The 25,576-nt window shown below is 68.6% G+C and carries 20 protein-coding genes and 1 pseudogene; 13 read left to right on the forward strand and 8 right to left on the reverse strand.

All coding sequences use genetic code 11. The features are described 5' to 3' along the window. Positions 1-6: 6 nt before the first annotated feature. Together EJL01_RS10175 and EJL01_RS10180 are read right to left on the reverse strand one after the other, a co-directional pair. Complete coding sequence (locus tag EJL01_RS10175; protein WP_241209199.1) at positions 7-1,692, reverse strand: ABC transporter substrate-binding protein; 1,686 nt, start codon at positions 1,690-1,692, stop codon at positions 7-9. Between the two features lie 348 nt (positions 1,693-2,040). Further along, positions 2,041-3,114: a M20/M25/M40 family metallo-hydrolase gene (locus EJL01_RS10180; protein WP_125107546.1), complete on the reverse strand. Its 1,074-nt coding sequence runs from the start codon at positions 3,112-3,114 to the stop codon at positions 2,041-2,043. Between the two features lie 92 nt (positions 3,115-3,206). Here EJL01_RS10180 and EJL01_RS10185 point away from each other — a divergent pair, with 92 nt between their 5' ends. Genes EJL01_RS10185 through EJL01_RS10210 form a run of 6 tightly spaced genes read left to right on the forward strand, consistent with a single transcriptional unit; the run spans position 3,207 to position 8,744 of the window. Next, a complete protein-coding gene (locus tag EJL01_RS10185; RefSeq protein ID WP_164509797.1) occupies positions 3,207-3,962 on the forward strand; it encodes a GNAT family N-acetyltransferase in 756 nt (251 codons plus the stop codon). Continuing rightward, positions 3,959-4,630, forward strand: a complete 672-nt coding sequence (locus EJL01_RS10190) for a MurR/RpiR family transcriptional regulator (RefSeq protein WP_125107548.1) — start codon at positions 3,959-3,961, stop codon at positions 4,628-4,630. Before EJL01_RS10185 ends, EJL01_RS10190 begins: the two co-directional genes overlap by 4 nt. Beyond that, positions 4,620-5,762: an o-succinylbenzoate synthase gene (menC, locus tag EJL01_RS10195; protein ID WP_125107549.1), complete on the forward strand. Its 1,143-nt coding sequence runs from the start codon at positions 4,620-4,622 to the stop codon at positions 5,760-5,762. The genes EJL01_RS10190 and menC overlap by 11 nt, the downstream gene beginning before the upstream one ends. Further along, positions 5,759-6,763, forward strand: coding sequence for a dipeptidase (locus EJL01_RS10200; RefSeq protein ID WP_125107550.1), 1,005 nt, complete (start codon positions 5,759-5,761; stop codon positions 6,761-6,763). The genes menC and EJL01_RS10200 overlap by 4 nt, the downstream gene beginning before the upstream one ends. Then, on the forward strand, positions 6,760-7,476 hold the full coding sequence (locus tag EJL01_RS10205; protein ID WP_125107551.1) for a type 1 glutamine amidotransferase: 717 nt from the start codon (positions 6,760-6,762) through the stop codon (positions 7,474-7,476). The genes EJL01_RS10200 and EJL01_RS10205 overlap by 4 nt, the downstream gene beginning before the upstream one ends. Further along, positions 7,473-8,744 carry an NAD(P)/FAD-dependent oxidoreductase gene (locus EJL01_RS10210; protein ID WP_125107552.1) on the forward strand — a complete coding sequence of 424 codons (1,272 nt, stop codon included), beginning with the start codon at positions 7,473-7,475 and terminating at the stop codon, positions 8,742-8,744. The genes EJL01_RS10205 and EJL01_RS10210 overlap by 4 nt, the downstream gene beginning before the upstream one ends. Here the strand turns inward: EJL01_RS10210 and EJL01_RS10215 are convergent. After that, entirely contained in the window at positions 8,741-9,256 is a 516-nt protein-coding gene (locus EJL01_RS10215; RefSeq protein WP_125107553.1) for a VOC family protein, read from the reverse strand. The genes EJL01_RS10210 and EJL01_RS10215 overlap by 4 nt on opposite strands. Before the next feature lie 151 nt (positions 9,257-9,407). Between EJL01_RS10215 and EJL01_RS10220 the strand changes: the two genes are divergently transcribed. Beyond that, a complete protein-coding gene (locus EJL01_RS10220) occupies positions 9,408-11,597 on the forward strand; it encodes an alpha-ketoacid dehydrogenase subunit alpha/beta (protein ID WP_125107554.1) in 2,190 nt (729 codons plus the stop codon). Continuing rightward, a complete protein-coding gene (locus EJL01_RS10225; protein ID WP_125107555.1) occupies positions 11,597-13,156 on the forward strand; it encodes a dihydrolipoamide acetyltransferase family protein in 1,560 nt (519 codons plus the stop codon). The genes EJL01_RS10220 and EJL01_RS10225 overlap by 1 nt, the downstream gene beginning before the upstream one ends. A 130-nt stretch (positions 13,157-13,286) precedes the next feature. On the opposite strand, the gene EJL01_RS13365 is transcribed toward EJL01_RS10225, so the two are convergent. Next, positions 13,287-14,711 (reverse strand): HNH endonuclease signature motif containing protein, encoded by a 1,425-nt coding sequence (locus EJL01_RS13365; protein ID WP_125107556.1) that lies wholly within the window; start codon positions 14,709-14,711, stop codon positions 13,287-13,289. A gap of 517 nt (positions 14,712-15,228) precedes the next feature. Beyond that, entirely contained in the window at positions 15,229-16,368 is a 1,140-nt protein-coding gene (locus EJL01_RS10235) for a glycerate kinase (protein ID WP_125107557.1), read from the reverse strand. A 72-nt stretch (positions 16,369-16,440) separates the two neighbouring features. Between EJL01_RS10235 and EJL01_RS10240 the strand changes: the two genes are divergently transcribed. From EJL01_RS10240 to EJL01_RS10255, 4 genes are all read left to right on the forward strand, one after another. Next, positions 16,441-17,478: a LacI family DNA-binding transcriptional regulator gene (locus EJL01_RS10240; RefSeq protein ID WP_125107558.1), complete on the forward strand. Its 1,038-nt coding sequence runs from the start codon at positions 16,441-16,443 to the stop codon at positions 17,476-17,478. A gap of 313 nt (positions 17,479-17,791) precedes the next feature. Next, positions 17,792-18,982 (forward strand): Gfo/Idh/MocA family protein, encoded by a 1,191-nt coding sequence (locus tag EJL01_RS10245; RefSeq protein WP_125107559.1) that lies wholly within the window; start codon positions 17,792-17,794, stop codon positions 18,980-18,982. Further along, positions 18,982-20,202 (forward strand): dihydrodipicolinate synthase family protein, encoded by a 1,221-nt coding sequence (locus EJL01_RS10250; RefSeq protein ID WP_125107560.1) that lies wholly within the window; start codon positions 18,982-18,984, stop codon positions 20,200-20,202. The genes EJL01_RS10245 and EJL01_RS10250 overlap by 1 nt, the downstream gene beginning before the upstream one ends. Then, positions 20,199-21,077, forward strand: a complete 879-nt coding sequence (locus EJL01_RS10255; protein WP_125107561.1) for a sugar phosphate isomerase/epimerase family protein — start codon at positions 20,199-20,201, stop codon at positions 21,075-21,077. The genes EJL01_RS10250 and EJL01_RS10255 overlap by 4 nt, the downstream gene beginning before the upstream one ends. A 284-nt stretch (positions 21,078-21,361) precedes the next feature. On the opposite strand, the gene EJL01_RS10260 is transcribed toward EJL01_RS10255, so the two are convergent. From EJL01_RS10260 to EJL01_RS10270, 3 genes and pseudogenes are all read right to left on the reverse strand, one after another. Next, positions 21,362-22,147 (reverse strand): ABC transporter ATP-binding protein, encoded by a 786-nt coding sequence (locus tag EJL01_RS10260; RefSeq protein ID WP_125107562.1) that lies wholly within the window; start codon positions 22,145-22,147, stop codon positions 21,362-21,364. 35 nt (positions 22,148-22,182) lie between these two features. Further along, a pseudogene (locus EJL01_RS10265) lies at positions 22,183-22,959 on the reverse strand (ABC transporter substrate-binding protein); the annotation flags it as partial. Positions 22,960-23,118: 159 nt separating this feature from the next. Beyond that, on the reverse strand, positions 23,119-23,973 hold the full coding sequence (locus tag EJL01_RS10270) for an ABC transporter permease (RefSeq protein WP_241209201.1): 855 nt from the start codon (positions 23,971-23,973) through the stop codon (positions 23,119-23,121). Between the two features lie 361 nt (positions 23,974-24,334). Here EJL01_RS10270 and EJL01_RS10275 point away from each other — a divergent pair, with 361 nt between their 5' ends. Then, complete coding sequence (locus tag EJL01_RS10275; RefSeq protein WP_125107563.1) at positions 24,335-25,573, forward strand: Nramp family divalent metal transporter; 1,239 nt, start codon at positions 24,335-24,337, stop codon at positions 25,571-25,573. The last annotated feature ends 3 nt before the right edge of the window (positions 25,574-25,576 follow it).

Consider the following 25,576-nt stretch of genomic DNA (forward strand, 5'->3'; position numbering starts at 1 on the left):
GCGTTGTTACTCGATGTCGGCGGACTTCTTGCGGCGCGAGATCATCACCACGACGACGATCGCGGCAACCACCACGACACCGCCGATGACGATCCACAGGCCGGTCTGCGAACCGCCGCCCGAACCGCTCTCGCCCACCGGAGTCACGTCCATGAAGCCCCAGTAGCCGGACTGGTTCGCGATGATGCCGTTGTCGGTCGGCATCTTCGTGAAGTTCTCGAAGCGGTCCGAGCGGTAGGCCTCGAGCTGGTTCGGGTAGTAGAGCGCGACCTGCACCGAAGCGGTGTAGTTCATCGCGAGCATCTCGTGCACGAGCTCGACGCGAGCATCATGGTCGAGCTCGGTGCGCTGCTGCTCGTAGAGCGAGTCGAACTCCTCATCGCAGTAGCCGTCCTGCGTCGTGCCGCCGTTGCCCTCGGTGTCGGTGGGCAGGTTGGCGCAGGTGTTGATGCTGAGCTGGTAGTCGGGGTCGGGGCCGAGCGACCATCCAGAGAAGTACATGTCGTAGTTCCCCGCGGTGGTGTTCGCCGAGAGGGTGTCGCTGTCGGTGGCCTCAACCTTGAGGTCGATGCCGATGTCAGTCATCCACGGCTGGATGTACTCCGAGAGCGCCTGCTCGGTCGGGTTGGAACCGTCGATCTGCAGGGTCAGCGTGAGCTTTTCCCCGTCCTTCTCACGAATGCCGTCGGCGCCCTCGGTCCAGCCGGCCTCGTCAAGCTGCGTGCGCGCGGCCTCGGGGTCGAACTCCATGATCGAGGGGTCGTCCTCGGGCAGCATCCAGGTCTCGTAGCTCGCGGGCACGAAGCTCGTGGCATGCACGCCCTGGCCGTCCATGACGTTGTCGAGCAATGCCTGGCTGTCGATGCCCTTGCGGATCGCCTGGCGCACCTCGACGTCGGCGAGCGCGGGGCTCGAGTTGCCGTAGGCCTCGCCGTCACGGGTGACCTGCCCCGGGTTGATGGCGATGGACGTGTAGCGGCGGCCCTCGCCGGAGCTCGTCGTGATGCCTTCCTCGCCCTCAAGCGCGCTGAACTGCTGCGGCGTGAGGCCCGAGATGAAGTCGATGTCACCGGCGCGCAGCGCCTGAATCGACGCGTCGCTGTCGGTGTAGTAAACGTACTGGAGCTTATCGATGCTCGGGGCGCCGCGCCAGAAGTCCGGGTTCGCCTTGAGCACGAAGCCCTCGTTCGCGGAGTAGCTCTCGAGGATGTACGGGCCCGAGCCGACTACGTCGCTGTCGTTCGCGTACTCCGACGGGTTGTCGATCTCGCTCCAGACGTGCTCCGGCACGACCGGGATCTCCTGGCCGGGCACGGGCGCTTGCGGCTCGTTGAGGTTGATGATCAGGGTCGTGTCGTCGGGGGCCTCAACCGATTCGAAGTTGCTCACGAGGCTGCCGTTGGCGGTGCCCATGAGGTCGTCGTTCATCATCTGGTCGTAGGTCCACTTGACGTCCTCGGCCGTGATCGGCTCCCCGTCGGACCACGTCATGCCCTCGCGGATCTTGTAGACCCAGCGAGCGCCGTCCTCCTCGGTCTCCCACGATTCGGCGAGGCCACCGGTCGGTGAGCCGTCTTCGGCGCTGTACTGCACGAGGTTCTCGTACATGTACCGCAGCGCGTTCGTGGGCGTGAGGTAGATCGACGTGAACGGGTTGAACGAGTCGATGAAGCCGGAGGTGGCAATGCGCATCGTGGTGGCGCTGGCCGCGGATTCGGATGGCGCAGCCGTGACGGGCCCTGCCGGTGAGAGCGTGAGCCCGACTGCAGCGGCGGTTAACGCGGCCGCGGTGCGAAATGCCAGTGGTCGATGTTTGGTTCGCATCGTGGATCCTTTCAGCCGCGCGTTCACCCTTGACCCGCGGTTGCACTTGATTATTACCGGCGGATTACCAGCGGTCAATAGATCCGTTACGTATCCTGAACCCAAATGCGATTGGAATCCGCGAGATGCTCGCGATTTCCCATATTCATGCGCGCTCATTGATGCAGGATGCGTAACGCATCTTGGCACGTGCTGTCGCGGAACCGCGGGTGGGAATCACCGAATTTGCAGGAATTGCTGCAATTGAACGATTCGCTCGTTGAGGGATGCGAGGCTCGCGTGCTCGGTGGTGGCGTGAGCGCCGGCGCCGCGCGGTCCGAGCCCGTCGACTGTCGGGATGCCTGCCGCGCCGAGGAAGTTCGTGTCGCCGCCGCCGGCGGCGGGGCGCCCCGCAAGGCCGAGTTCACGGGCGAGCGCCTCGTCGCCGGGGCTCGGCTGCCAGGTTGGGCGCTGGCTGAGGCGAGTGACGCGCAGGGTCGCGCCGGGGCGGATGGGCGCGAGCGCGGCGAGGTGGTCGAGCACCCGCGCCTCCGACTCGGCATCGGCGAAGCGGAGCCCGAGCTCCGCGTGTGCCGCATCGGGGATCACGTTTGCGCGCCCGCCGCCGTGCACCGTGCCCACATTGCAGAGCACGGGGCTCGAGAGGCCCGGGTCGCTCGTGATGGCGCGCACGCGCAACAGCTGGTCGATGAGCTCGTCGATGGCCGAGACGCCGGCCTCGGGGTCGAGGGCGGCATGGGATGCGCGGCCGGTGACCTCGAGGCGCAACCGGCAGCTGCCGCGGCGCCCAATCTTCAGAGCGCCGTCGGGGTGCGGTGACTCGAAGCCGATGGCCGCGGACGCGCCCTCGGCGCAGCGCAGCACGAAGTCGCGCGAGTTCGGCGACCCGACCTCCTCATCGCACACGAGGGCGATGCGCACGGCCCGATGCGGCAGTCCGCGCAGGGCGCGCAGCGCGTGCACCATGACGACAATGCCCGACTTCATGTCGAAGACGCCGGGGCCGTGCACGACGTCGCCGTCGACTCGCCACGGCACCTCGCCCGCGAGCGTGCCGACGGGCCATACGGTGTCGAGGTGGCCGACCAGGAGTACCGGGGCGCCCTCGCCTGCGAGCTCGGCGCGCAGGTTCGTACCCGCCGGGGTTACCTCAGTCGCGACGGTGGCGCCGCAGGACTCGAACTCGACGGCGAGCAGTTCGGCCAGCCGCGCGCTCGCGGCGGTGTCGTTCGACGGTGATTCGATGTGCACGAGGCGATGCAGCAGTGCTAAGGGTTCGGAATCACGCATGTTAGGAAACGTATCCTTCCCTTGTGAGCGACGCAATGGCGCTATATGCTCACGATCAACTCTGCACGACGGGGAACTATAGGAGACGTATGATGGCGCATCAGTCGTCACTCGTGGGGCGGCGCCTGGCTGGTGCCGACGAGTTGCACGAGGCCGCCGAGCTCTACACCCGGGTGTTTCGGTACGAGCCAAAGCGGGTCAACCTGAATCCCCTTCTTGTGCAGGCGATGATTCGCAACGGTGGCTCGGCCGTCGGCGTCTACGACGATGACCGCATCGTGGGCTTTGCCTATGGCTTCGCGGGGCGCGACCGCGATCGCGTCGACTTTCACTACTCGCAGGCGGCCGTCGTGGCGCCCGAATACCAGGGCCGCGGCATCGGGCGCCGGCTCAAGCTGCTGCAGCGTGATGTCGCGCTCGAGTGGGGGCACGAGCGGATGCGCTGGGCCTTCGACCCGCTCGTCGCGCGCAACGGCCACTTCAACCTCAACACCCTCGGTGCGGTCGGGCTCGGCTTTCACCCCGACTACTACGACCGGGCCGACACCGACCGCGTCATGGTCGAGTGGGACCTCACTGGTTCGACGGCGCGTGGGGCCAGTCCGGCCCCGATGCTGACGACCGCGGACTGGGGTGCGATCGTCCGCGACGAGGAGCGCGCCTGGATCGGCGTGCCGCGCCATACGCCGCCGCTGGGCTCGACCGAACGCGAGCGAGTCGCCAGCCGGGTGCGCGCATCCCTCGACGGACTGCTGCGGGCCGGCAATGTGCTCGTGGATTGCCTCGTGGTCTCCGAAGACACCTCGGTGTACCTCGCGGTGCCGCGAGAACCAGGGGGCCGGGCATGAGCGAAGAAGACCTCAACCGCAGCCTCGTCTCGCCACGCGACCGCTTCGGCAATCGCGTGCGCAAGAACCTGAGCGCCGCGACGATGCAGGAGCGCGTCGTCACGAGCGACACCCGCGCCCTCGCGGACACCTACGCGCGCCTCGACGAGAGCGGGGCGGCGCAGCAGGCCGCCGCCGTCATGCTCGGCGCGCGGCGGCGCTTCATTGCAGGCGAGGGCAAAAGCGCTGCCTACGCGCTGCTGCTCGCGACCGACCTCTCGGCGACACTTTCGAACATCCACCTCATCGAGGGCCGCGCGCTCACCCCGATCGTGGCGCTCACCGATGTGCGCGAGACCGACGTGCTCATCGTCTTCGCGATGCGCCGCTACAGCGCCGAAGTGATCCGGCTCGGGCGACTCTTCCACGAGGCCGGGGGCCAGCTCATCTGCATCACCGACAGTGAGTCGGCGCCGCTTGTCGACCTCGCGAACGTCGTGATCATCGTCGACACCGGCTCTGCCTCGTACGCCGACAGCCCCACGCCGGTCGTCGCCGTGGCGCACCTGCTCAGCACGCTCATCTCGGCGAGCGCGAAGGGGGCCCGCCGTCGGCTCACCGAGCGCGACCGGCTCGCCCAGGAGCTCGGGCTCTACGAACCCGATGAGGAGGCGCTAAGTGAGAATTGACCGCATCCGCCTCTTCGAGGTCTCGCTGCCGCTGCGCCGCAGCTTTGAGACGAGTTCGCACCGCAAGAGCGCGATCACGCACGCGCTCGTCGAAGCCACGAGCGCCGACGGTGCGGTTGGCTGGGGCGAGATCGCGACGCCGCAGGACCCCTTCTTTGGCGCTGAGACGACCGGCACTGCCTGGCTCGTCGCGCCCGAGTTCCTCGTGCCCGCCGTGCTCGATCGCGAGTGGGAGCATCCCAAAGAGCTCGAGGCCGCGTGGGCGAAGGTGCGTGGCCACGAGTTTGCGAAGGCCGGCTTCGTTGGCGCGGCGTGGGATCTATTCGCGCAGTACCAGGGCCGCTCACTCGCCTCGGTGCTCGGCGGCACCCGCGAGGTCGTGCAGGCCGGCGTCTCGCTCGGTATCGAACCGTCGATTGACGCCCTGCTCGAGCAGGTGCAGCGGCAGCTCGACGCCGGGTACTCGCGCGTCAAGCTGAAGATCGCGCCCGGCTGGGATTTGGAACCCGTCACGGCGGTGCGGGCCGCGCATCCGCACCTCGACCTGCACGTCGACGCGAACGGCGCGTACGACTGGAGCGATGAGGTTGCCGAGCTGTTCGAGCGGCTCGACGCGAGCGCGCTCACGATGATTGAGCAGCCCTTCGGCGTGCGCGACTTTCTCGCGCATCAGCAGCTGCAGCGACGCATCGCGACGCCGATCTGCCTCGACGAGTCGGTCGTGCAGCTTGACGATCTCGAGACGATGGTGCGGCTCGACGCCGGGCGCATCCTCAACATCAAGGTGTCGCGGATGGGCGGGCTCACGCAGGCGCGCCGGGCGCACGACCGCGCGAGCGAACTCGGCGTGCCGGTGTGGTGCGGCGGGATGCACGAGTTCGGCATCGGTCGCGCTGCGAACGTCGCCGTGTCGTCACTGCCGAACTTCTCACTGCCCTCTGATGTCTCGGGCAGCGACAAGTACTACGAGGAAGACATCATCCAACCAACGGTCGCCGCGCACGGCGGCGCCGTCGCGGTGCCGACCGCGCCCGGCCTCGGCTACGAGGTGCGGGCCGATCGCATTACCGAACTGGCCAAGCGAGTGTGGGATTCCGCCGCGGCGCGCATCCCGGAAGCAGAGGAAGTATGAGCCCGAAATACCAGGTCTTCGACGGTCACAACGACTTCGCGTGGGAGTGCCGCAAGCAGTTCGCGTACTCGACCGAGCCGTTCGAGGGCCCGATCGCGACGACGCAGACCGACTATCCGCGGCTGCAGGCGGGCGGCGTCGCGGGCCAGTTCTGGTCGGTGTGGGTGAACCCCGACAAGGTGGCCGGGGCCGACCAGGTCGTCGCGACGCTCGAGCAGATCGACTTCGTGCGCCGACTCATCCACGACTACCCCGAGCGGCTCGCGTTCACGCCGACCGCCGCCGAGGCGCGCGCCGCGATCGCTGACGGCAAGATCGCCTCGCTGCTCGGCGTCGAGGGCGGCGCGCAGATTCACGGCTCGCTCGCGGTGCTGCGCAACTATGCGCGGCTCGGGGCGCGCTACATGACGCTGACCTGGTCGCGCACGATCGACTGGGCAGACTCGGCCACCGACGAGGCGCGCCACGGCGGCCTCACCGACTTCGGCCGCGAGGTGGTGCGCGAGATGAACCGCATCGGCATGCTCGTCGACCTCTCGCACGTCGCGCCGTCGACGATGCGGGCTGCGCTCGAGGTGACGCAGCGTCCGCCGATGGTGAGCCACTCGGGCGCGATTGGCATCAACGACCACCCGCGGAACGTGCCCGACGACGTGCTCGCCGAGATTGGCGCGCGCGACGGGGTCGCGATGGTGACGTTCGTGCCCTCGTTCCTCACGACCGAAGAGCCGGTGACGGTGAAGCACGCCGCCGACCACGTCGACCACTTCCGTGAGGTGGCGGGCGTGCACGCCGTCGGCCTCGGCGGCGACTTCGACGGCTCGGCTGACATGCCCGTCGGGCTCGAGGACGTCGGCGGCTATCCGGCGCTGTTCGAGGAGCTTGAGACTCGGGGCTGGAGCGAGCAGGAGCTGCGCGGCCTCGGCACCGAGAATGTGCTGCGGGTGCTCGAGGCATCCGACGACGACTACCGGGCCTTTATCTCGGAGGTTGGGCGATGACCCCGAAGGTGCTGGTGGTGACGAACTCGTCGCAGTCGGGGCCGCGCCGCCTCGGCGAATGGCTCGCCGAGGCGGGGCTCGAGGTTGATGAGCGCATCGGCGAGGAGGGCCTGCCGGGCGAGCTCGATGGCTACGACGGCCTGGTGCTGCTCGGCGGCGGCCTCATGCCCGATGCCGACGACGAGGCGCCGTGGCTGCCGACTGAGCGCGCGCTCACCGCATCCGCTCTCGAGCGCGAGGTGCCGACACTCGGCATCTGCCTCGGGGGCCAGGTCATCGCGAAGGTGACCGGGGGTGAGGTGCGCGCCGAATACGGCACGCCCGAGAGCGGCGCCGTGCTCATCGAGACGACGCCCGAGGGCCGCGAGGACCCGGTGCTCGGCGTGCTCGGCGAGGGCGCGCACATGATTGAGAACCACGTCGACCAGATCACCCAGTTACCGCCGACCGCGGTGCATCTTGCCGCATCCGCCGACGTTGCGAACCAGGCGTTTCGGGTCGGGCCGCGCATGTGGGGCCTGCAGTTTCACCCCGAGGTCGGCGCCGAGCGCGTCGCGAAGTGGGACGAGTCGGCGCTCGGCCGCAAGGGCTTCGACAAGGCCGCGCTCGCGGCGGCCGCGATGGCCGTGAACGATGAGAACACCGAGGCGTCGCGCAAGCTCGTGCTCGCGTTCGCGCAGCAGGTGCTCGAGTATGCGGAGGCGTCGCGATGACGCGGCACGTGGTGGTCGTTGGCGGCGGACTCATCGGGCTCTGCACGAGCTACTGGCTGCTGCGGGCCGGGCATCGCGTGACGATCGTCGAGCGCAGCCACCTCGGCGCCGGCGCGGCGACCGGCAATGCGGGCGAGCTGACGCCCCAGATGGTCGCGCCGCTCGCCTCGAGCAACACGGCGCGCGATATCGTCTCGGGATTGTTCTCGACGAACTCGTACCTCTCTATTGCGCCGCTCAAGCTGCCGCAGCTCGCAGGCTTCGGCCTCGGATTCCTCGCCTCGTCGCTGCCGCAGCAGCGAGCGAAGGGCGACGCCGCGCTCGCGCAGTTCCTGCCGCACATGCTGCCGAGCCTCGAGGCGATGGCTGCCGATGGGGTCGACACCTCGGGTGGCGGCTCCGGCTACCTCATGACCGCGCGCGACGAGCCGACGCTGCTTGCGGCGCATGCGCTCTACGCCGACCGCGCCGCGCGGGGCTGGGCCGAGGCACCGGGCGAGCCGCTCTCGGGCGCCGCGCTGCGGGCCGCCGAGCCCGCGCTCACCCCAGAGACCGAGTACGGCTTCATGCTGCCGGGCGAGTTTTCGCTTGACCCGGTGACGTTCGTGGCCAGTCTGATCGCGCGGGTCGAGGCGCTCGGTGCCGAGGTGCGCACGGGCCTCGAGGCCGTACGGCTCGGCTCGGGTGCATCCGTCGTCTGCCGAGATGAGGATGCGCGCGAGGTCGAGGTGCGCGGCGATCGAGTCGTGCTCGCCTCGGGGCCCTGGACCACCGGCCTGCTGCGCCGCTCGGGCATCTTCTGCGCCGCATCCGTCACCGCGGGCAAGGGTTATAGCTTCACGGTGCCGGTCGAGCAGATGCCGGCGACGCTCGTGCACTCGATGGACCTGCACTGCGTCGCGATTCCGATGCACGACCGCCTGCGCATCGTCGGCATGATGGAGTTCGACGGCATGCCCGAGCGCACGAACGCCGACCGCTTCGACGTGCTCGCCGGCTTCGCGTCGCAGGTGATCGCGGGCGCCGACTGGGAGGCGCGCACCGACGAGTGGATGGGCCCGCGCCCGATGACCTCCGACGGCCTGCCGCTGCTCGGCCGGCTGCCAGGGCGCGACGAGGTGATCGTCGCGGCGGGGCACAACATGCACGGCCTCTCGCTCGGGCCGCTCACCGGGCAGATTGTGACTGACCTGGTGGACGGGCGTGAGCCGGGCGTCGACGGGTGGCGGTTCGACCTCGGGCCGTTCGCGGTGCGGCGCCTGCTCTAGTCGGCCGGGTGCCAGAGCCTGACCGCGGCATCGCGCTCGTAGGCCTTGCCGCCGGGGAAGCTGACGAGTTCAAACTGCATGCCCCATGGGCTGCGGAAATAGACCCAGCGCTGCCCGGCGGCGGCCTCGGCGCTCGCGACGGGCTCGCCCATCACTTCGATGCCCTCTGCGCGCAAGTAGGCGACCGCGGCGTCGAGCTCGTCGACGTAGATCGCGAGGTGGTGGCCGCCGATGTCGCTGTTGCTCGGCTGCGGGCGCTGGCCATCGGCGGCGTCGTACTTGAACAGTTCGATGTTGCTGCCGTTGCCGAGGCGAATGAAGCGGATCTCCTCGATCACCGTGCGCGGGTGCACGCCGATCTGCCGCAGCATCCAGTCGTCGTCGGCGCGCTTGCCGCCGAGCGTGTAAATGAGCGTGCCGCCGAGGACGCGGACGAAGAAATCTTCGGCCTCGTCGAGATCGGGCACGGTGATGCCGATGTGGTCGGTACCGTGCATGCCAGGAAGCGCCATTGGTAGTCCTTTCTGGATCCAACTCTAGCCAGATTGGCGGCAATAGGGCGGAAAATCGCGGAAATATCTGGATATTGCGCGCGGATTGGATTCAATCTAGGGTGGTGGTGTTACACGCAACCCGGCAAACCGCCGATCAATGGAGATACTGATGCCGCGTCGTCGCCAATTGGAAACCAATGTCCCGTGGGTACAACTGAGCACCACCACGGCTGACTGGAAGCGGGCCGACCCGAAACTGCTCGGCACCATGCTGAGCCAACTGCACCTCATCCGCGCCTTTGAAGAGAAGGTGCTCGAGCTCGCCGGTGAGGGGCTCGTGCACGGCCCCGCGCACTCGAGCATCGGCCAGGAGGGCGGCGCGGTCGGCTCGATCGTCGGCATGCGCTCGGCGGATGGGGTGAGCGGCTCGCACCGCGGGCACCACCAGTTTCTTGCCAAGGCCCTCACCCACGTGTCGGGCGGCGAGATCGACCCGCGGGCGCTCGTGTCTGGGGAGGTGCGCACCGTGCTGCAGCGCACGCTCGCCGAGATTCTCGGGCTGGCGCAGGGGTACTGTCGCGGCCGTGGTGGCTCGATGCACCTGCAGTGGTTCGAGGCGGGCGCGCTCGGCACGAACGCGATCGTCGGCGGCGGCGCCCCGTTCGCCGCGGGCAACGCGTTCGCGCAGAAGCGTGCGGGCACGAGCGACGTCACCGTGAACTACTTTGGCGACGGCGCGAGCCAGATCGGCTCGATCCTCGAGTCGATGAACCTCGCCGCCGCATGGGAGCTGCCGGTTGGGTTCTTCATCGAAAACAACTTGTACGGGGTCTCGACGCACGTGTCGGAGATCACGAAGGACACCCGGCTGTCGATCCGCGGCCAAGGCTTCTCGGTGCCCGGCTGGCGCGTCGACGGCATGGACCCGCTGGCCGTGCACCTCGCGATGGAGGAGGCGATCGAGCACATGCGCGCCGGCAACGGCCCCGTCGTGGTCGAGGCCGAGGTCTACCGCTTTTTCCACCAGAACGGCCCGTACCCGGGCAGCGCCTTCGGCTATCGCAGCAAGGACGAGGAGCGCGAGTGGCGCGAGCGCGACCCGCTGACGAAGGTCGCGAGCGAGATGGTCGCGCTTGGCCTCATCACCGACGCCGAGGTTGCGCAGGTGCGCGCGGATGCGCAGGCGGCGATGAACGACGTGGCGGCCGAGTTGATCGAAGCCCACCCCGACAAGGCTGGCCGCAACCGCATCCGCCCCGAACTCTGGCCCGAGACCGACTTTGTGAACGTCGGCGTGCGCGGCGACGCGAGCGAGCTCGACGGGCTGACCGTCGCCGAACCCGCAGCGCATGCTGGCGAGTGGCGCGACGTGAAGTTCGTCGACGCCGTCGCGCAGACCATGGAGCGTCGAATGGAGCAGGACGAGCGCATCGTCGTGCTCGGCGAAGACGTGCACCGGCTCAGCGGCGGAACGAACGGCGCGACGAAGGGGCTCGCGAAGCGCTGGCCTGAGCGCGTGCTCGGCACCCCGATCTCCGAGAACGCGTTCGCTGGCCTTGGCGGCGGCGCCGCGCTCGATGGACGGCTGCGCCCCGTCGTCGAGTTCATGTACCCCGACTTCATGTGGGTCGCTGCCGACCAGGTGTTTAACCAGATCGGCAAGGCGCGGCACATGTTCGGCGGCGACTCGTCGATGCCGCTCGTGCTGCGCACCAAGGTCGCGATGGGCTCGGGCTATGGCTCGCAGCACCTCATGGACCCGGCGGGTATCTTTGCGACCTCGCCCGGGTGGCGCATCGTGGCGCCGTCGAACGCCGCCGATTACGTCGGCCTCATGAACGCCGCGCTCGCGCTCGAGGATCCGGTGCTCGTCATCGAACACGTTGACCTGTATGCGAAGTCCGACCGGGTACCCGAGGGTGACCTCGACTATGTGTTGCCGCCGGGCCGCGCCGCCGTGCGCCGAGCGGGCGAGGACGTGACCGTCATTAGTTACCTCTCGATGGTCGATCACTCGCTCGAGGCGATCGAGCAGACTGGCATCGACGGCGAGCTCATCGACCTGCGCTGGCTCGACCGCGCCTCGATCGACTGGGACACCATCGGCGAGAGCGTGCGCAAGACCAACGCCGTGCTGATTGTTGAGCAGGGCAGCGAGGGCACCTCGTACGGCGGCTGGCTTGCCGACGAGATTCAGCGCCGGTTCTTTGACTACCTCGACCAGCCCGTGCAGCGCGTCACTGGCCAGGAAGCGAGCCCGAGCATCTCGAAGGTGCTCGAGCGTGCCGCGATCGCGCGAACCGAAGAGGTCGTCGCTGGCCTCGAACGCGTGTGCGCGGGATTCGGAGGGACGAACTAATGCCTGTGCTCATCCGCATGCCCGAGATTTCCGCCGGCACCGAGTCGGCCGCGATTGCCGGCTGGATGGTGTCGGTCGGCGACACGCTCGCCCCCGGCGACCCGATCGCCGACATCGAGACCGACAAGGCCACCATCGAGTACGCCGTCGAAGAGGGCGGCACCGTCGCGGGCTTTCTCGCCGAGATCGGCGACACCGTGGATGTTGGTACCCCCATCGCCGTGTTGGCGGGCGACGGCGAGTCGGCGGCGGATGCGCTCGCGGCGGCTGGCAGTGCTGGCGCGGCTGGCGCGCAGGCCGACGACACGGCGCGCTCCGGGGCCGCGGGTTCCGGTTCTGGCTCTGGCTCTGGCTCTGGCAACGGCGCCGACTTCGGTGGCTCTGCGACTGTGCCCGCACCTGCCGCGGCTCCGGCTGGTGGCTATGTGGCTGACACCTCAACTCCCGCGGTTACTTCAGCGCCTGCGGATTCTGCTACGCTCGCTGCACCTGCTGCACCTGCTGCACCTGCTGCACCTGCTGCACCTGCGGGCTCGGGGACTCCGGGGGCCTCGTGCGAGACGGGAACAAGCTGCTCGGCTGGCGACGTGTCGCAAGCAGAGACGCCTGCTTCAGCCGCCGACCCGGGCGACCACATCCGTCGGTTCGCGAGCCCAATCGCGCGTCGTCTCGCGCGGGAACGCGGCCTCGACATCGCAGCGCTTACCGGCACTGGTCCTGGCGGACGAATCGTTCGGCGTGATGTTGAGTCGGCTTCGGCGACTGCAGCTCCTGTGTCGACTGATACTGCGGTATCTGCATCTGCATCTGCATCTGCATCTGCATCTGCATCTGCATCTACGTCTGCACCCGCGCCGACGCCTGCACCCGAGCGCGAGGGCGTGACGCGCATCCCACACACCGGCATGCGGCGTGCGATTGCGCGGCGGCTTACCGAGAGCAAGACGACGGTGCCGCACTATTACCTCAAGGCCGACGTGCGGGTCGATGCGCTGCTCGAGCTGCGCAAGCACGTGAATGCCGCGAACACCGAGACGAAGATTTCGGTGAACGACTTCATCATGAAGGCGGTCGCGGGGGCACTCGTCGAGGTTCCGGAGGCGAATGCGATCTGGACCGACGACGCGACCGAGCGCTTCGACTCGGTCGACATCGCCGTGGCGGTCTCGATCGATGCAGGCCTGCTCACGCCCGTCGTGCGCGGCGTCGAGCAGCTGAGCATCAGCGCGTTGAGCGCGACGATCCGCGAGCTCGCGGGGCGTGCGCGCGACGGCAAGCTGCGACAGCACGAGCTCGAGGGCGGCAGCTTCTCGGTGTCGAACCTCGGCATGTATGGGGTCGAGGAGTTCGCGGCGATCATCAACCCGCCGCACTCGGGCATCCTCGCCGTGGGCACCGCCTCGCCGCGCCCCGTGGTGACCGACTCCGGAATCGAGTCGGCCACCGTCATGACCGTCACCCTCTCGGCCGACCACCGCGTTATGGATGGTGCCCTCGCCGCCACCTGGCTCGCCGCCTTCAAGCGCCGAGTCGAGAACCCGCTGACGCTGCTCGTATAGGCCGTCGGCACGCCATACCCGCCCACGGACTCCATCTGCGTCCGTGGGCGGGTTTGGCGTTGGCTTGCTGCAGTGCTCGTCTGCTCAGCCAGCGGTCCTCGCCCATGTCGGTAGGCAGAGTTCTCCCCTATCAGAAGGGTGCGGGATCGACGGCGGGGTCGTAGGCGAGTCCGTCGGTGGGCTTGAAGATCGGCCCCGGTGGTTCGGGTCGGGTGATGAACACGTCGCTGGTCGGGGAAGTCCATTCGAGGACGCCGCCGCCGTGGTGCCGCACTCTCCACGGGTGTTGGTGTTTCTGGGTGTGATGTCGCCGACACAAATGGGCTTGGTTGTCGACGCTGGTCGCGCCGCCAGCGGCCCAGGGCACTGTGTGGTCGAGGTCGCTGCGGTGCGCGGGGCGGCGGCAGCCGGGGAACCGGCAGGTGTGGTCGCGGGCTTGCAAGAACTTCCGCATTTGCGGGGTCGCGGTGCGGGTATCGACGGTGAGCACGTGCCCGGTGATCGGGTCGGTGAGGATGCGGTCGAAGCAGGTCACGGTGCCCGCGATTTGGCGGGCTTCGAACGCGCTGATGGGTTCCATCCCGTCGATGGTCGCGATATCGCGCGGCGCATCTGGGTCGAGCAGCGTGGTGATCGGGACGATGATGCTCACCGTCGCCTGCACGCGGGGTTTCCCCTTCGCGACGGATTCGAGGATGCTTTGCGGCGTCGAGGTGAGGAGCGTCTCGATGAACACATCGGCGCGGAGCTGTGCGACGGTGCGCGGATCGTCAATGAACGCGGCATCCTCCGGGGAGAGTTCCTCCCCGGCTGCTTGCGCCTCGCGGACGCGGGCGCGGTGCGCTTTGGCGTCATCGTGGTGGTCGTCGCGCAGCTGGGTAGCTTGTTTGCTGAGCAGGTCGTAGCCCGCGTGTGCGGCGACGGTTGGGATGGTCGCGGAGAGGATCGACATGCCGTCGTCGAGGTCTTGGATGGTGACCGCGCGGTCATCGTAGGCGCGTTCGAATGCGGTTTCGAAGTCGGCGGCGTTGAGGCGTGCCGCGAGTTTCTTGGCGTAGGTGTCGGTCTGCCCTGGCGTGTGCGTCGCCGCGTAGTCGAGGACCTTCGTGCCGTAGTCATCGCGTCGGTCGTCGTTGACCTTGTTCGCGTAGCGCAGCAGCGCGGTGGCGTGGCGGAGGGTGACGGTGCCGTCGTCGAGCGCGGTCATCCAGGCAGGGAAGGCGGTGGTGAGGCGGTGGGCGTCGCGGGCGCGGTTGGCGAGGGTGAGGTCGCTGTCATTGGTGCGGATGCCGGCGGTGCCGACGATGGATCGGAGGTGGGAGTGGAGGCGGTGTTCGTCGGAGATGAGGTGCGCGCCCGCGGTGGTGTCGCGGCGGGTGTGTTCGGCGGCGATGTCGTAGGCGACCGCCAGCATGCGGATCTCGCCGACGTCGGCGTGGCGGCGCTGCTGGTTGTAGTCGAGATAACCGGTGGTGAAACGCCTGGTGCGTTCGGTGAGGTCGTCGTATTCGGGGTCGGGGGTGGTGCCGTCGGGTCGGTGCCGGGTGGATGCCATGGGTGTCACCTCCTCAAAACTGTTCGTCAGCGTGCCGGGTCTGGTGGAGCTCTTCGTTGTTGCCTTGGAGACGCACGAGCGGCCCAAAACGTGAACCAGGGTGCGAGTCTTTTTGCTGGGATTTTCCTGACCACGAGGGTGTGGGCAAGGACGAGTCGGCGACGGAATTCAGGGGGAGTGCTGGGGGACTGGTTCCACTTCACCACGAGCCACCGACATGGCCAGTGGTGCGGGAAATCGGGGGAGTTCGGGGGACTGGTTCTACTTGATCACGAGCCACCGACATGTATCGGCGGTCTTGGAATCGGAGGAATTCTGGGGATCGCAGTTAGCTCATCACGAGCCACCGACATGCATCAGCGTCGCTGGAATCGGAGGAGTTCTGGGGGGGGGATGAGTTCCACTCCATCACGGGCCTCCGACATTGCTCGGCCGCGGCCGATAGCGGGTGATCGGGCGACTGACTTCACGAGATCACGAGCCACCGACATAGGTCGGCAGCACGGCAGCTCAGCGCTCAGCGGCTAGACTGGCCCGCACCAACCCGCTCGAACGACTCCGCGGCCCGCGCCCCCGCGGCCTCGAGCCAGCGCTCGGTGTCCCGCATCGCTGCATCCGCGCCGCCGGCCAGCTCGGTGAGCGACCAGGCCTCGACCTCGCCCGTCGCGCGGCGCAACTGAAGCGCATCCGGGGTCACGCGGCCCGCAATCACGCCCGCCGGGACGCCCGCCGCGTCGGCCATGCCGAACACGATCGACGGCACCTTGCCCGCGAGCGACTGCGTGTCGAAGCTGCCCTCGCCGGTCAGCACGAAGTCGGCGCCGGCGATGGCGTCGGCGAGCCCGATCGTTCGCGCGATCTCGACGGCTCCGGGGCGGATGCGCGCCCCGAGCGCGAGCAGGCCGAAGCCGGTTCCGCCGGCGGCGCCCGCGCCCGGCGCATCCCGGTCGGCGTCGAGCAGCTCGGCGAGGCGCGCAAGGCCCGCGTCGAAGCGCGCGACGTCCTCTACCGAGGCGCCCTTCTGCGGCCCGAACACGGCAGCGGCACCGGCATCACCCAACAACGGACTCTCAACATCGGTCAGCGCTAGCAGCTCATCCGGCAGCGAGACACATCCGCTCAAGTCAACCGAGGCGAGCTCGTGCAGCCCCGCGTTGCCCGGCGACACCTCGCGCCCCGCAGCATCGACAGCCCGCGCCCCCAATGCCACCAGCGCCCCGAGCCCTCCGTCGGTCGACGCGCTGCTGCCGAGCCCGACGAGCACACGCCTGGCGCCGTGCGACACGGCGAAGCGAATCGCCTCGCCGAGCCCAAACGTCGTGGCCGAGGCGGCCGTCGCGCGCGTCACCTCGGGCAGGTAGGCGATGCCGCTCGTCTCGGCGAGCTCGACCACCCACGTGTCGTCGGCGAGCCGGAGCACCTGCGCGTCGACCGGCGCGCCAAGTGGCCCGCGCACGCGCACCCGCTCAATCGAGGCCCCGTCACTCGCTGAGCCCATCGCCTCGATCGTGCCCTCGCCGCCGTCGGCCATCGGGGCGGCGACGCACTCGTCGTCGGGCCGCACCGAGCGCCAGCCCCGTACGATGGCGGCAGCCACATCGGCGGCGGGGCAGGTGCCCTTAAACGAGTCGGGGCAGATGACGATGCGACGATGCATGCGTCAAGGTTAGCCGGAAAGCCGTTTCCCGCTAGAATCAACTCCGACAACGACGAACATTCGGAGGGACGCATGGCGGCAGCGAAGCAGCCGGTGACGCTCGGGGATGTCGCTCGTGAGGCGGGCGTGTCGATCGCGACCGCCTCGCGCGCGATCAACGGCAGCACTCGGCGCGTGAACGAAGACATCCGCGCGCGCGTGCAGGAAACCGCAGATCGCCTCGGCTACCTGCCGAACCTCTCGGCGCAGGCGGTTGCGAAAGGCGCCTCGTCGACGATCGCGGTCGTCGTGAGCGACATCGCCGACCCCTACTTCAGCGCGATCGCCGCCGGTGTCATGCGCGGCGCGGCCGAAGAAGGCCTGGTCGTGACGGTCGCGACGGCCCATCATGACACCGGCTCCGAGGTCGAGATCGTGCGCACGCTGCGCACGCAGCGGCCAAAGGCGATCATTCTCACCGGCTCGCGCACGACGGATGCGGCGAGCCAGTCGGCGCTCGACCAGCACCTCAGCGACTACATCGCGACCGGCGGCAAGGTTGTGCTCATTTCGCAGCACCACCCGCCGTTCGACGTCGTTGAGCTCTCGAACCGTCAGGGTGCGAAGGACCTCGCGCTCGCACTCGTGAAGCTCGGCGGCACGCGGTTCGGCATCGTCTCGGGCCCGCGCCGCCTTGTTACCAACGTCGACCGCGTCGAGGGCTTCATCGAGGGACTCGCCGAGGCGGGCATCGAGTTCGGCGGCGACCACCACGTCGAGGCCGAGTTCAGCCGCGACGGCGGCTACGCCGGCGCCCGCAAGCTGCTCTCGCGGATGCCCGACGTCGACACCATCTTCGCGACGAGCGACGTGATGGCGATCGGCGCCATGACCGCCCTGCGTGACCACGGCAAGCTGCCCGGCCGCGACGTTTCGGTCGCCGGCTTCGACGACATCGACACCGCCCGAGACGTCACGCCGACCCTCACCACGGTCGTCGTGCCGCTCGACGACATGGGCTACCGCGCGGTCAAGGTCGCGATGCAAGACGACCCCGAGCGCGCCCCCGTCGCCCTCGCGGCGAACACGTCGGTCGTGATCCGCGAGAGCACCCCGCCCCGCAGTGCCTAGCTGCGCCTGACCGGCACCGCCCCGCGGCGTCGACCCCGGGGGGGCATCCGGCCCCGCCCCGCGGCGCCTAACCGCGCCGCCCGACCGGCCTGACCCTGTGGCGCCGAACCGCGCGCATCCGGCCCCGCCTAACCGGCCCGACCGCCCCCGCTTCGCGGCGCCGAACCGCGCATCCGCCACCCGCGCCAACCCCCCAAACCCGGCCCCCGCCCACCCGCGGAGGCCGGTTTCGCATCCATCGCTTGCTCGGGTAAGCGCTTTCCCATAGGATTGCCACAACCTCAACGACGAGGTCTCGCATGAGAGGACCGACATGACTCAGAACACGATTGGCATCATCGTCAACGGTGCGACCGGCCGCATGGGCTACCGCCAGCACCTCGTTCGTTCGCTGCTCGCGCTGCGCGACGAAGGCGGCTTCCCGCTTTCTGACGGCTCGCGCCAGCCGATCGAGCTCTACCTCGTGGCCCGCAATGAAGAGAAGCTGCGCGAGGTCGCCGAGAAGCACGGCGTCGAGAAGTACACGACCGACCTCGACGAGGCGCTCGCCGACCCCGACTTCCCTATCTACTTCGACGCGCTCGTCACGCAGCTGCGCGTGCCCGCGATCCGCAAGGCGATCGCGGCCGGCAAGGCGATCTACACCGAAAAGCCCACCGCCGAGAGCTACGCCGAGGCCGTCGCCCTCGCTGACGAGGCCGAGGCCGCGGGCATCAAGAACGGCGTCGTGCACGACAAGCTCTACCTGCCCGGCCTGCTCAAGCTCAAGCGCCTCATCGACAGCGGCTTCTTCGGCGAGATCCTCTCGGTGCGCGGCGAATTCGGCTACTGGGTGTTCGAGGGCGACTGGCAGCCCGCCCAGCGCCCGAGCTGGAACTACCGCAGCGAAGACGGCGGCGGCATCATCGTCGACATGTTCCCGCACTGGAACTACGTCATCGAGAACCTCTTCGGCAAGATCTCCTCGGTCTACACCGAGAAGCGCACGCACATCCCCACCCGCGTCGACGAGCGCGGCGAGGCCTACACCGCCACCGCCGATGATGCCGCCTACGCGATCTTCGACCTCGAGGACGGCCCCATCGTGCAGTTCAACTCGAGCTGGACGGTGCGTGTGAACCGCGACGAGCTCGTCGAGCTGCACGTCGACGGCACGCATGGCAGCGCCGTCGTCGGCCTCTTCGGCGCGAAGGTGCAGCCGCGCAACGCGACGCCGAAGCCGACGTGGAACCCCGATTTGCCCGACGCGAACGACTACCAGTCGAACTGGGTCGAGGTGCCGCAGAACGACGCCATCGAGAACGGCTTCAAGCTGCAGTGGGTCGAGTTCCTCCGCTACGTCGTCGGCGACGGCGAGCACCACTACGACTTCCGCTCGGGCGCCGCGGGCATGCTGCTCGCCGAGGCCGCCCTCGAGTCGGATGCGCAGGGTCGTCGCGTGAGCCTGCAGGAGTTCGCGCTCGGCAACGCCGTCGACCGCGCCGCAGAGCAGGTGGATGCCTGATGACCGCGACGCAGACGTTCGACTCGAGCCGCGCATCCACCGACATCACGCTGCAGCTGCTCGACGCCGACGGCACGACCCGCGCCACCGAGTTGCTCGCGGCCCCGGCGTTCGCGAAGCCGACCGGCCCGCTGCGCTCGCGCACGCTCTACGCGGCGGCGCACGTGATTCCGAAGGCGCACGCCGAGAACGTGCCCGGCGCACCGGCCGACATCGACTGGGATGCGACGCTCGACTACCGGCGCCAGATCTTCTCGTGGGGCCTCGACGTCGCGGATGCGATGGACACCGCCCAGCGCAACATGGGTCTCGACGCGGCCGCGACCCGCGAGCTCATCGCGAAGTCGGCGGAGTGCGCGCGTGAGGCGGGCGGCCGGGTCGCCGTCGGCGTGAACACCGACGGCCGCACCGAGGAGCAGCTCTCGCTGCAGGAGATCGAGACGGCCTACCTCGAGCAGCTCGCGTTCGCGCAGGAGCAGGGCGTCACGCCCGTGCTCATGTCGAGCCGGCACCTCGCCCGCGCGGCGACGTCGGCTGCCGACTACCTGCGCGTCTACGACCACGTGCTGCGCGAGGCGTCGAGCAAGGTGATCATCCACTGGCTCGGCACCGCGTTCGACCCACAGCTCGCGGGCTACTTCGGGTACAGCGACTGGCGCACCGCCGCCGACTACCTACTCGAGATCGTCGACAGCCACGCCGCGAAGATCGCCGGCATCAAGATGAGCCTTCTCGACGCCGATGCCGAGCGGTACGTGCGGGGGCAGCTGCCCGAGGGCGTCACGATGTTCACGGGCGACGACTTCAACTACGTCGAGCTCATCCGTGCCGACGAGTCGGGCGAGTATTCGGATGCGCTGCTCGGCGCGTTCAGCGTGCTCGCGCCGAACGCCTCGGCGGCCGTGCAGGCGCTCGACGCGGGCGACGTCGAGAGCTTCACGCGCATCCTCGAACCCACGCAGGAGCTCTCGCGCCAGGTGTTCGCCGCGCCGACCTGCTATTACAAGACCGGCGTCGCGTTCATGAGCTGGTTGAACGGCCACCAGCCCGCCTTCAAGATGGTCGGCGGCCTGCACTCGGCGCGCAGCCTGCCGCACCTCTCGCGCATCGTCGAGCTCGCGAACGCCTCGGGTGCGCTCGAGCGCCCCGAGCTCGCGGCCGAGCGCTGGCACGCGATGCTGCGGCTCGATGGCGTCGACGCGGGGGAGGTGCGCGCATGACCGCCCCGCACGCCCGCTTCTCGCTGAACCAGGCGACGATCAAGTACGCGAACCTGCGCGAGGCACTCGACCTCTGCGTCGCGCAGGGCGTGCAGAGCATCGGGCTTTGGCGCGAACCCGTGAACGAGGTGGGCCTCGCCGAGTCGGCGAAGCTGCTCGCTGACTCGGGGCTGCGCTTCTCAAGCCACTGCCGATCGGGCTTCCTCACCGACCCGAATGACGCCGCCTGGCGCGTCTCGCTCGACGAGAACCGGCGTGCGATCGAGGAGACGGCGACGCTCGCCGCCGCGGGCGCGCCCGGCTCGGCCGCGGTGCTCGTCGTGGTGGCCGGCGGGATTCCCGAGGGCGGCACCATCGCGGATGCGCGGGCTCGCTTCGCCGAGGGCATCGCGGCGCTCGCGCCCGAGGCCGAGGCCGCCGGCGTGACGCTCGCGCTCGAGGCGCTGCATCCGATGTTCGCGTCGGACCGCTGCGTGCTCTCGACGCTCGGCCAGGCGCTCGACATCGCCGATGCGATCGGCAGCCCGGCGGTCGGCGCGTTCGTCGACTCGTTCCACGTGTGGTGGGACCCGGATGTTGCGGCGCAGGTCGCGCGCGCCGGCGCGGCCGGCCAGATAGCGACCTACCAGGTGTGCGACTGGAAGACGCCGCTGCCCGCGGACGTGCTGCTGAGTCGCCACCTGACCGGCGACGGCGTCATAGACTTCGCCTCGCTCACCGAGACGGTCAACGCCGCTGGCTACACGGGCGACGTCGAGGTCGAGGTGTTTAACGGTGAGCTCTGGGACACCCCGTACACCGAGGCGCTCGAAGCGACCTGGACCAAGTTCAACGCCGCAGTCGGCGTGCACCTCGCCGAGGTCGTGCCGGCGTAGCCAACGCAGCGGCAAGAAGTGGCGGCCTCCCCAACGCGGGGAGGCCGCCACTTCGTTGTGCGCGCGCGGCGAAGTCTCGTCTCGCGGCGACTGATCAGCGGTAGACGGCACATGACTAGTCATCACGCTAATGACAGCGCACAGAACCTGGCACGCAAGTGGCGGATGGGCGGACGCGAGGGCGCGGCGCAGCCCACCGCATCCGCCGAACCGGCAGAACGGCGTGGGCCCCGCATCCAATTCAGGATGCGGGGCCCACGCCGTGCTTATCAGTGAACGACCGCCTAGTCGCCGCCCATCGGGCTGCCGAGCAGCTCGCGCACGCGGCCGGCGACCGCGTGAAAGCGCGGGTCTTCGAGCGTGGGCTCGTACTCGCGCTCGTGCGGCAGGTCGACCTCGAACTCCTCGATGATGCGCCCCGGGCGGGGCCCCATCACGACGACGCGGCTCGCGAGGTAGACGGCCTCGGGCACCGAGTGCGTCACCAGCAACACGGTCTTGCCGGTCTCAGCCCAGACGTGCTGGAACTCGACGTTGAGGTGCTCGCGGGTGAGCGCATCCAGGGCTCCGAACGGCTCATCCATGAGCAGCACGTCGGGGTCGTGGAGCAGCGCGCGGCAGAGCGAGACGCGCTGCTGCATGCCGCCCGACAGCTCGTGGGGGAGTGCCTTCGCGAAGTCGGTGAGGCTCGTGAGTTCGAGCAGCTCATCGCAGCGCTGGGTCGCGGCGCGTTTGTCGAGATTGCGCATCTCGGCCTGCAGCATGATGTTGCCGCGCACATCGCGCCAGGGCAGCAGCGCCGGTCGCTGGAACACGAAACCGACGTCCTGCCGGGGCTTCGTGACCTTGGAGCCGCGCAGCTCGATCGTGCCCTCGGTGGGCAGGGTCAGGCCGGCGACGGCGCGCAGCAGCGTCGACTTGCCGCAGCCCGAGGGGCCCACAATCGAGATGAACTCGCCACGGCTGACGTTGAGGTCCACGTGCTCGAGGGCCTGCACCTGGCGGCGCTTCGTCTCGAACCGGATGCCGACGTTGTCGACATCGAGCGGCACGTCCTTGCGAGATCCCATGCGAGTCCCCACATCCTCTCTAACTGCCATTAGGGTCATTCCGCACCGCCCGGCTGGAAGTCGGCGTTGAAGTAGGTGTCAACCGGCTTCGCCTCGTCGATGAGGCCCGCCTCGGCGAGCACCGAGATGGTGTTCTCCCAGTCGGTGGTCGAGTTCACGCCGGGGGTGACTTCGCCGTCGGTCGGCGACTGCAGCAGTTCAATGGTGCCAGCCCATTGCTCGGCGAGCACCTCGGCGTCGGGCATCTGCGGGTCCTTGCCGTCCATCGCGGCAACCGCGCCCTCGGGGTCGTCGATCGCGGCCTGGAACGACTCGGAGGTCGCGGCGACCATCGCCGAGACGAGCTCGGGGTTGTCGCTGATCATCGAGTCGCTGGCGATGAGGCCGTTGCTGTAGAAGTTGAGGCCGACGTCGGAGTAGCGCAGGTAGGTGACGTCCTTACCGCTCTCAGCGGCGATGGTCGGACCCTGGTCGTGGGCGAAGCCGATGAGGCCGTCGACCTGGCCGTTGATCATGGCGGCCATCTTGCCGGCCGCATCCAGGTTCTGCTGGGTGACGTCGCTCTCCTGCAGGCCAGCAGCCTCGAGGTACATCGGGAACGTCGTGGTCGGTGCGTCACCGGCCGATACGGCGATGGTCGTGCCCTTGAGGTCTTCGGGCTTGGTGATGCCCGAGTCGGTGAAGACCTGCACGGCCGAGGGAGTGGTCTGCAGGAACACGCCGACGCTGTGCACCTTGACGCCCTTGTCGATGTTCGAGAGCACCGCGGGGGTGTCGGCCCAGCCGAAGTCGACCTGGCCCTGGCCCGCGGCCGGCGTCGTTCCCCGCGCCGCCGGAGCAGGCGCTGAGCAGCAGGGCCGCGCCGGTGGCGGCCGCCGTGAGGGCCATTCGGGTGGACTTCTTCTTCAACATGGAGTGCCTCTCGGGTTGGTGAGGATCGAATTCGTCGTTGAATGTGATCGTGGGTGGGGTTACTGCTCGAGGTTGCGGTGGGACGAGTGCCAGGGCACGAGGAAGCGCTCGGCGACGATGATGACGGCGAAGAGCAGGATGCCGAGCAGCGACATGATGAACAGCGCTGCGAAGAGCATCGCGGTGTCGACGTTGCCGTTGGCCTGGAGGATCACGTAGCCGAGGCCCTCGTTCGCGCCGACGAACTCACCGACGACCGCACCGGTCACGGCAAGGGTCGCGGCGACCTTCATGCCCGAGAGCAACTCGGGCAGCGCGGCGGGAAAGCGCACCTTGACGAAGGTCTTGAGGCACGAGGCGCCCATCGTGCTCGTGAGCTCGAGGATCTCGGGGTCGATCGTGCGCAGGCCGCTGATGCCCGAGATGACGATCGGGAAGAAGGCCATCAACACGGCCACGAGGATCTTCGGCTCGGGGCCGAAGCCCATCCACACGATGAACAGCGGCGCGATCGCGATCTTCGGGATCACCTGGGCGAACAGGATGAGCGGGTAGAAGGTGCGCTCGAGGGTGCGCGAGTAGACCATCACGACGGCCACGAGCACACCGAAGACGACCGAGAGGGCGAAGCCGATGAGGGTCTCGGTCGGGGTCACCCAGGTGTGCTGCCACATGTAGGCCGTGTTGTCGGTGAACGCCGCGAGGGTGTCGGCCGGCGAGGGCAGGATGTACGGGGCGACCAGGCCCGCCTCGGTCACGATCCACCACGCGATGAATGCGATGACGAGGAAGATGGTCGGGTAGACGTAGCCGCTCGTTTGCTGGAGCCAGCCCGACTTCGCCCTGCGCCGAGCCTTGGGCTTGGGCGCGTCTGGTGAGTCGATCACCGGAGTTGCAGTGGTTGCACTTGTCATGTGCACTCCTTACATCGTTGTAAGAGATCTGAGAGGCGATGGGTAAACGCTTTCCGGTGACGTTAGCCTACAACGGCGCGAGTGGCATCGGCAACCATCTGGATGCCCGGGAAAGGTTTCCGACTCGGCTCGCGTCGCGTCCTAGCTTGCGTCGCCGTGCCTCGGCCAGCGGGGAGCCGGGATCTGCAAGCGGCGCGCGGCGAGGGCTGTCGCCACCGCGAGCAGCCCGGCCGCGCCGACGCAGAATGCGGGAGTGAGATGCAAGGGGCAGCGTCACGCGCGATAAATATTCGGTGCTACTGTTTTCAAAAGTTCGGCGCGACGAAGTTTTGTCGCAAATGGCGAAAAGGTGGACGACACGATGGCGAGTACGACCGGCACGCAGCGAGCAACGAAGGCGAAGCCGGCATGGTTGCTCGGCCCCGCGCTCGTGGCCGGCGTCGCGTATCTCGACCCGGGCAACGTCGCCGTCAACATGTCGGCCGGCGCGCAGTTCGGTTACCTGCTCGTCTGGGTGCTCGTCGCGGCGAACGTCGCGGCCTGGCTCGTGCAGTACCTCTCGGCGAAGCTCGGCCTCGCGACGCACGCGAGCCTCGCCGAGCTGCTCGGCCGCCGCATCTCGAATCGTGCCGGGCGCATCCTTTACGGTCTGCAGGCGCAGTTCGTCGCGATCGCGACCGACCTCGCCGAGGTCATCGGCGGCGCCGTCGCGCTCTGGATCATGTTCGACATTCCCCTCGTCGTCGGCGCGATCATCACCGGCGTCGTCTCGACCGTGCTGCTGCTCATTCAGTCACGCCGCGGCGCGAAGACATTTGAGTTCGTCATCATCGGCCTCGTACTGGTTATCGCGATCGGTTTCTGCTGGAGCCTCTGGCTCGCGCCGCCCGCCGTAGGCGACGTGCTCGGCGGCATGGTGCCTCGCTTCGAAGGCGCCGACTCGGTGCTGCTCGCCGCGAGCATCCTCGGTGCAACCGTCATGCCCCACGCGATCTACGCGCACTCCTCGCTCGCCCGCGACCGATTCGGTGCGGACACGAAGAAGCCGCTACGCACGCTCATCCGCGCGACCCGCGTTGACGTCACGATCGCGCTCACGATCGCCGGCACGGTGAACCTCGCGATGTTGCTTGTCGCAGCGACCGTGCTGCCGGGGGTCGAGGGCACCGATACGCTCGGTGGCGCGCACGCCGCGCTCGAGCACGCGCTCGGCACGACGGCGGCCTGGATGTTCGCGATCGGCCTGCTCGCCTCGGGCATCGCCTCGACCGCGGTCGGCGCCTACGCCGGCAGCGACATCATGGGCGGCCTGCTCAACCGAGGCATGCGGCTGCTCACGCGCCGGCTCATCACGATCATCCCCGCGATCATCGTGCTCGCGATCGGCATCGACCCGACCCAGGCACTCGTCTGGAGCCAGGTCATCCTCTCGTTCGGCATCCCGTTCGCGCTCGTGCCGCTCGTCTGGCTCACCGCGCGCAAGTCGGTCATGGGCGAGGCGGTCAACGCGTGGTGGACGACGGCGCTCGCCTGGATCATCACCGCGGCGATCATCGTGCTCAACATCGGCCTGATCGTGCTGCAGTTTGGGATGCAGTAGGGC

Source organism: Gulosibacter massiliensis (assembly GCF_900626105.1).
Lineage (GTDB): Bacteria > Actinomycetota > Actinomycetes > Actinomycetales > Microbacteriaceae > Gulosibacter > Gulosibacter sediminis.

What these genes read in the sequence shown, in the direction of transcription:
- EJL01_RS10245 (WP_125107559.1), top strand. Translation starts at nt 17,792, where the DNA reads ATGACTCAGAACACGATTGGCATCATCGTCAACGGTGCGACCGGCCGC.
- EJL01_RS10275 (WP_125107563.1), top strand. Translation starts at nt 24,335, where the DNA reads ATGGCGAGTACGACCGGCACGCAGCGAGCAACGAAGGCGAAGCCGGCA.
- EJL01_RS10235 (WP_125107557.1), bottom strand. Translation starts at nt 16,368, where the DNA reads ATGCATCGTCGCATCGTCATCTGCCCCGACTCGTTTAAGGGCACCTGC.
- EJL01_RS10225 (WP_125107555.1), top strand. Translation starts at nt 11,597, where the DNA reads ATGCCTGTGCTCATCCGCATGCCCGAGATTTCCGCCGGCACCGAGTCG.
- EJL01_RS10180 (WP_125107546.1), bottom strand. Translation starts at nt 3,114, where the DNA reads ATGCGTGATTCCGAACCCTTAGCACTGCTGCATCGCCTCGTGCACATC.
- EJL01_RS10175 (WP_241209199.1), bottom strand. Translation starts at nt 1,692, where the DNA reads ATGCGCATTGCCACCTCCGGCTTCATCGACTCGTTCAACCCGTTCACG.
- EJL01_RS10210 (WP_125107552.1), top strand. Translation starts at nt 7,473, where the DNA reads ATGACGCGGCACGTGGTGGTCGTTGGCGGCGGACTCATCGGGCTCTGC.
- EJL01_RS10240 (WP_125107558.1), top strand. Translation starts at nt 16,441, where the DNA reads ATGGCGGCAGCGAAGCAGCCGGTGACGCTCGGGGATGTCGCTCGTGAG.
- EJL01_RS10200 (WP_125107550.1), top strand. Translation starts at nt 5,759, where the DNA reads ATGAGCCCGAAATACCAGGTCTTCGACGGTCACAACGACTTCGCGTGG.
- EJL01_RS10220 (WP_125107554.1), top strand. Translation starts at nt 9,408, where the DNA reads ATGCCGCGTCGTCGCCAATTGGAAACCAATGTCCCGTGGGTACAACTG.
- EJL01_RS10255 (WP_125107561.1), top strand. Translation starts at nt 20,199, where the DNA reads ATGACCGCCCCGCACGCCCGCTTCTCGCTGAACCAGGCGACGATCAAG.
- EJL01_RS10250 (WP_125107560.1), top strand. Translation starts at nt 18,982, where the DNA reads ATGACCGCGACGCAGACGTTCGACTCGAGCCGCGCATCCACCGACATC.
- EJL01_RS10190 (WP_125107548.1), top strand. Translation starts at nt 3,959, where the DNA reads ATGAGCGAAGAAGACCTCAACCGCAGCCTCGTCTCGCCACGCGACCGC.
- EJL01_RS10260 (WP_125107562.1), bottom strand. Translation starts at nt 22,147, where the DNA reads ATGGGATCTCGCAAGGACGTGCCGCTCGATGTCGACAACGTCGGCATC.
- EJL01_RS10215 (WP_125107553.1), bottom strand. Translation starts at nt 9,256, where the DNA reads ATGGCGCTTCCTGGCATGCACGGTACCGACCACATCGGCATCACCGTG.
- EJL01_RS10185 (WP_164509797.1), top strand. Translation starts at nt 3,207, where the DNA reads ATGGCGCATCAGTCGTCACTCGTGGGGCGGCGCCTGGCTGGTGCCGAC.
- EJL01_RS10270 (WP_241209201.1), bottom strand. Translation starts at nt 23,973, where the DNA reads ATGACAAGTGCAACCACTGCAACTCCGGTGATCGACTCACCAGACGCG.
- EJL01_RS10205 (WP_125107551.1), top strand. Translation starts at nt 6,760, where the DNA reads ATGACCCCGAAGGTGCTGGTGGTGACGAACTCGTCGCAGTCGGGGCCG.
- EJL01_RS13365 (WP_125107556.1), bottom strand. Translation starts at nt 14,711, where the DNA reads ATGGCATCCACCCGGCACCGACCCGACGGCACCACCCCCGACCCCGAA.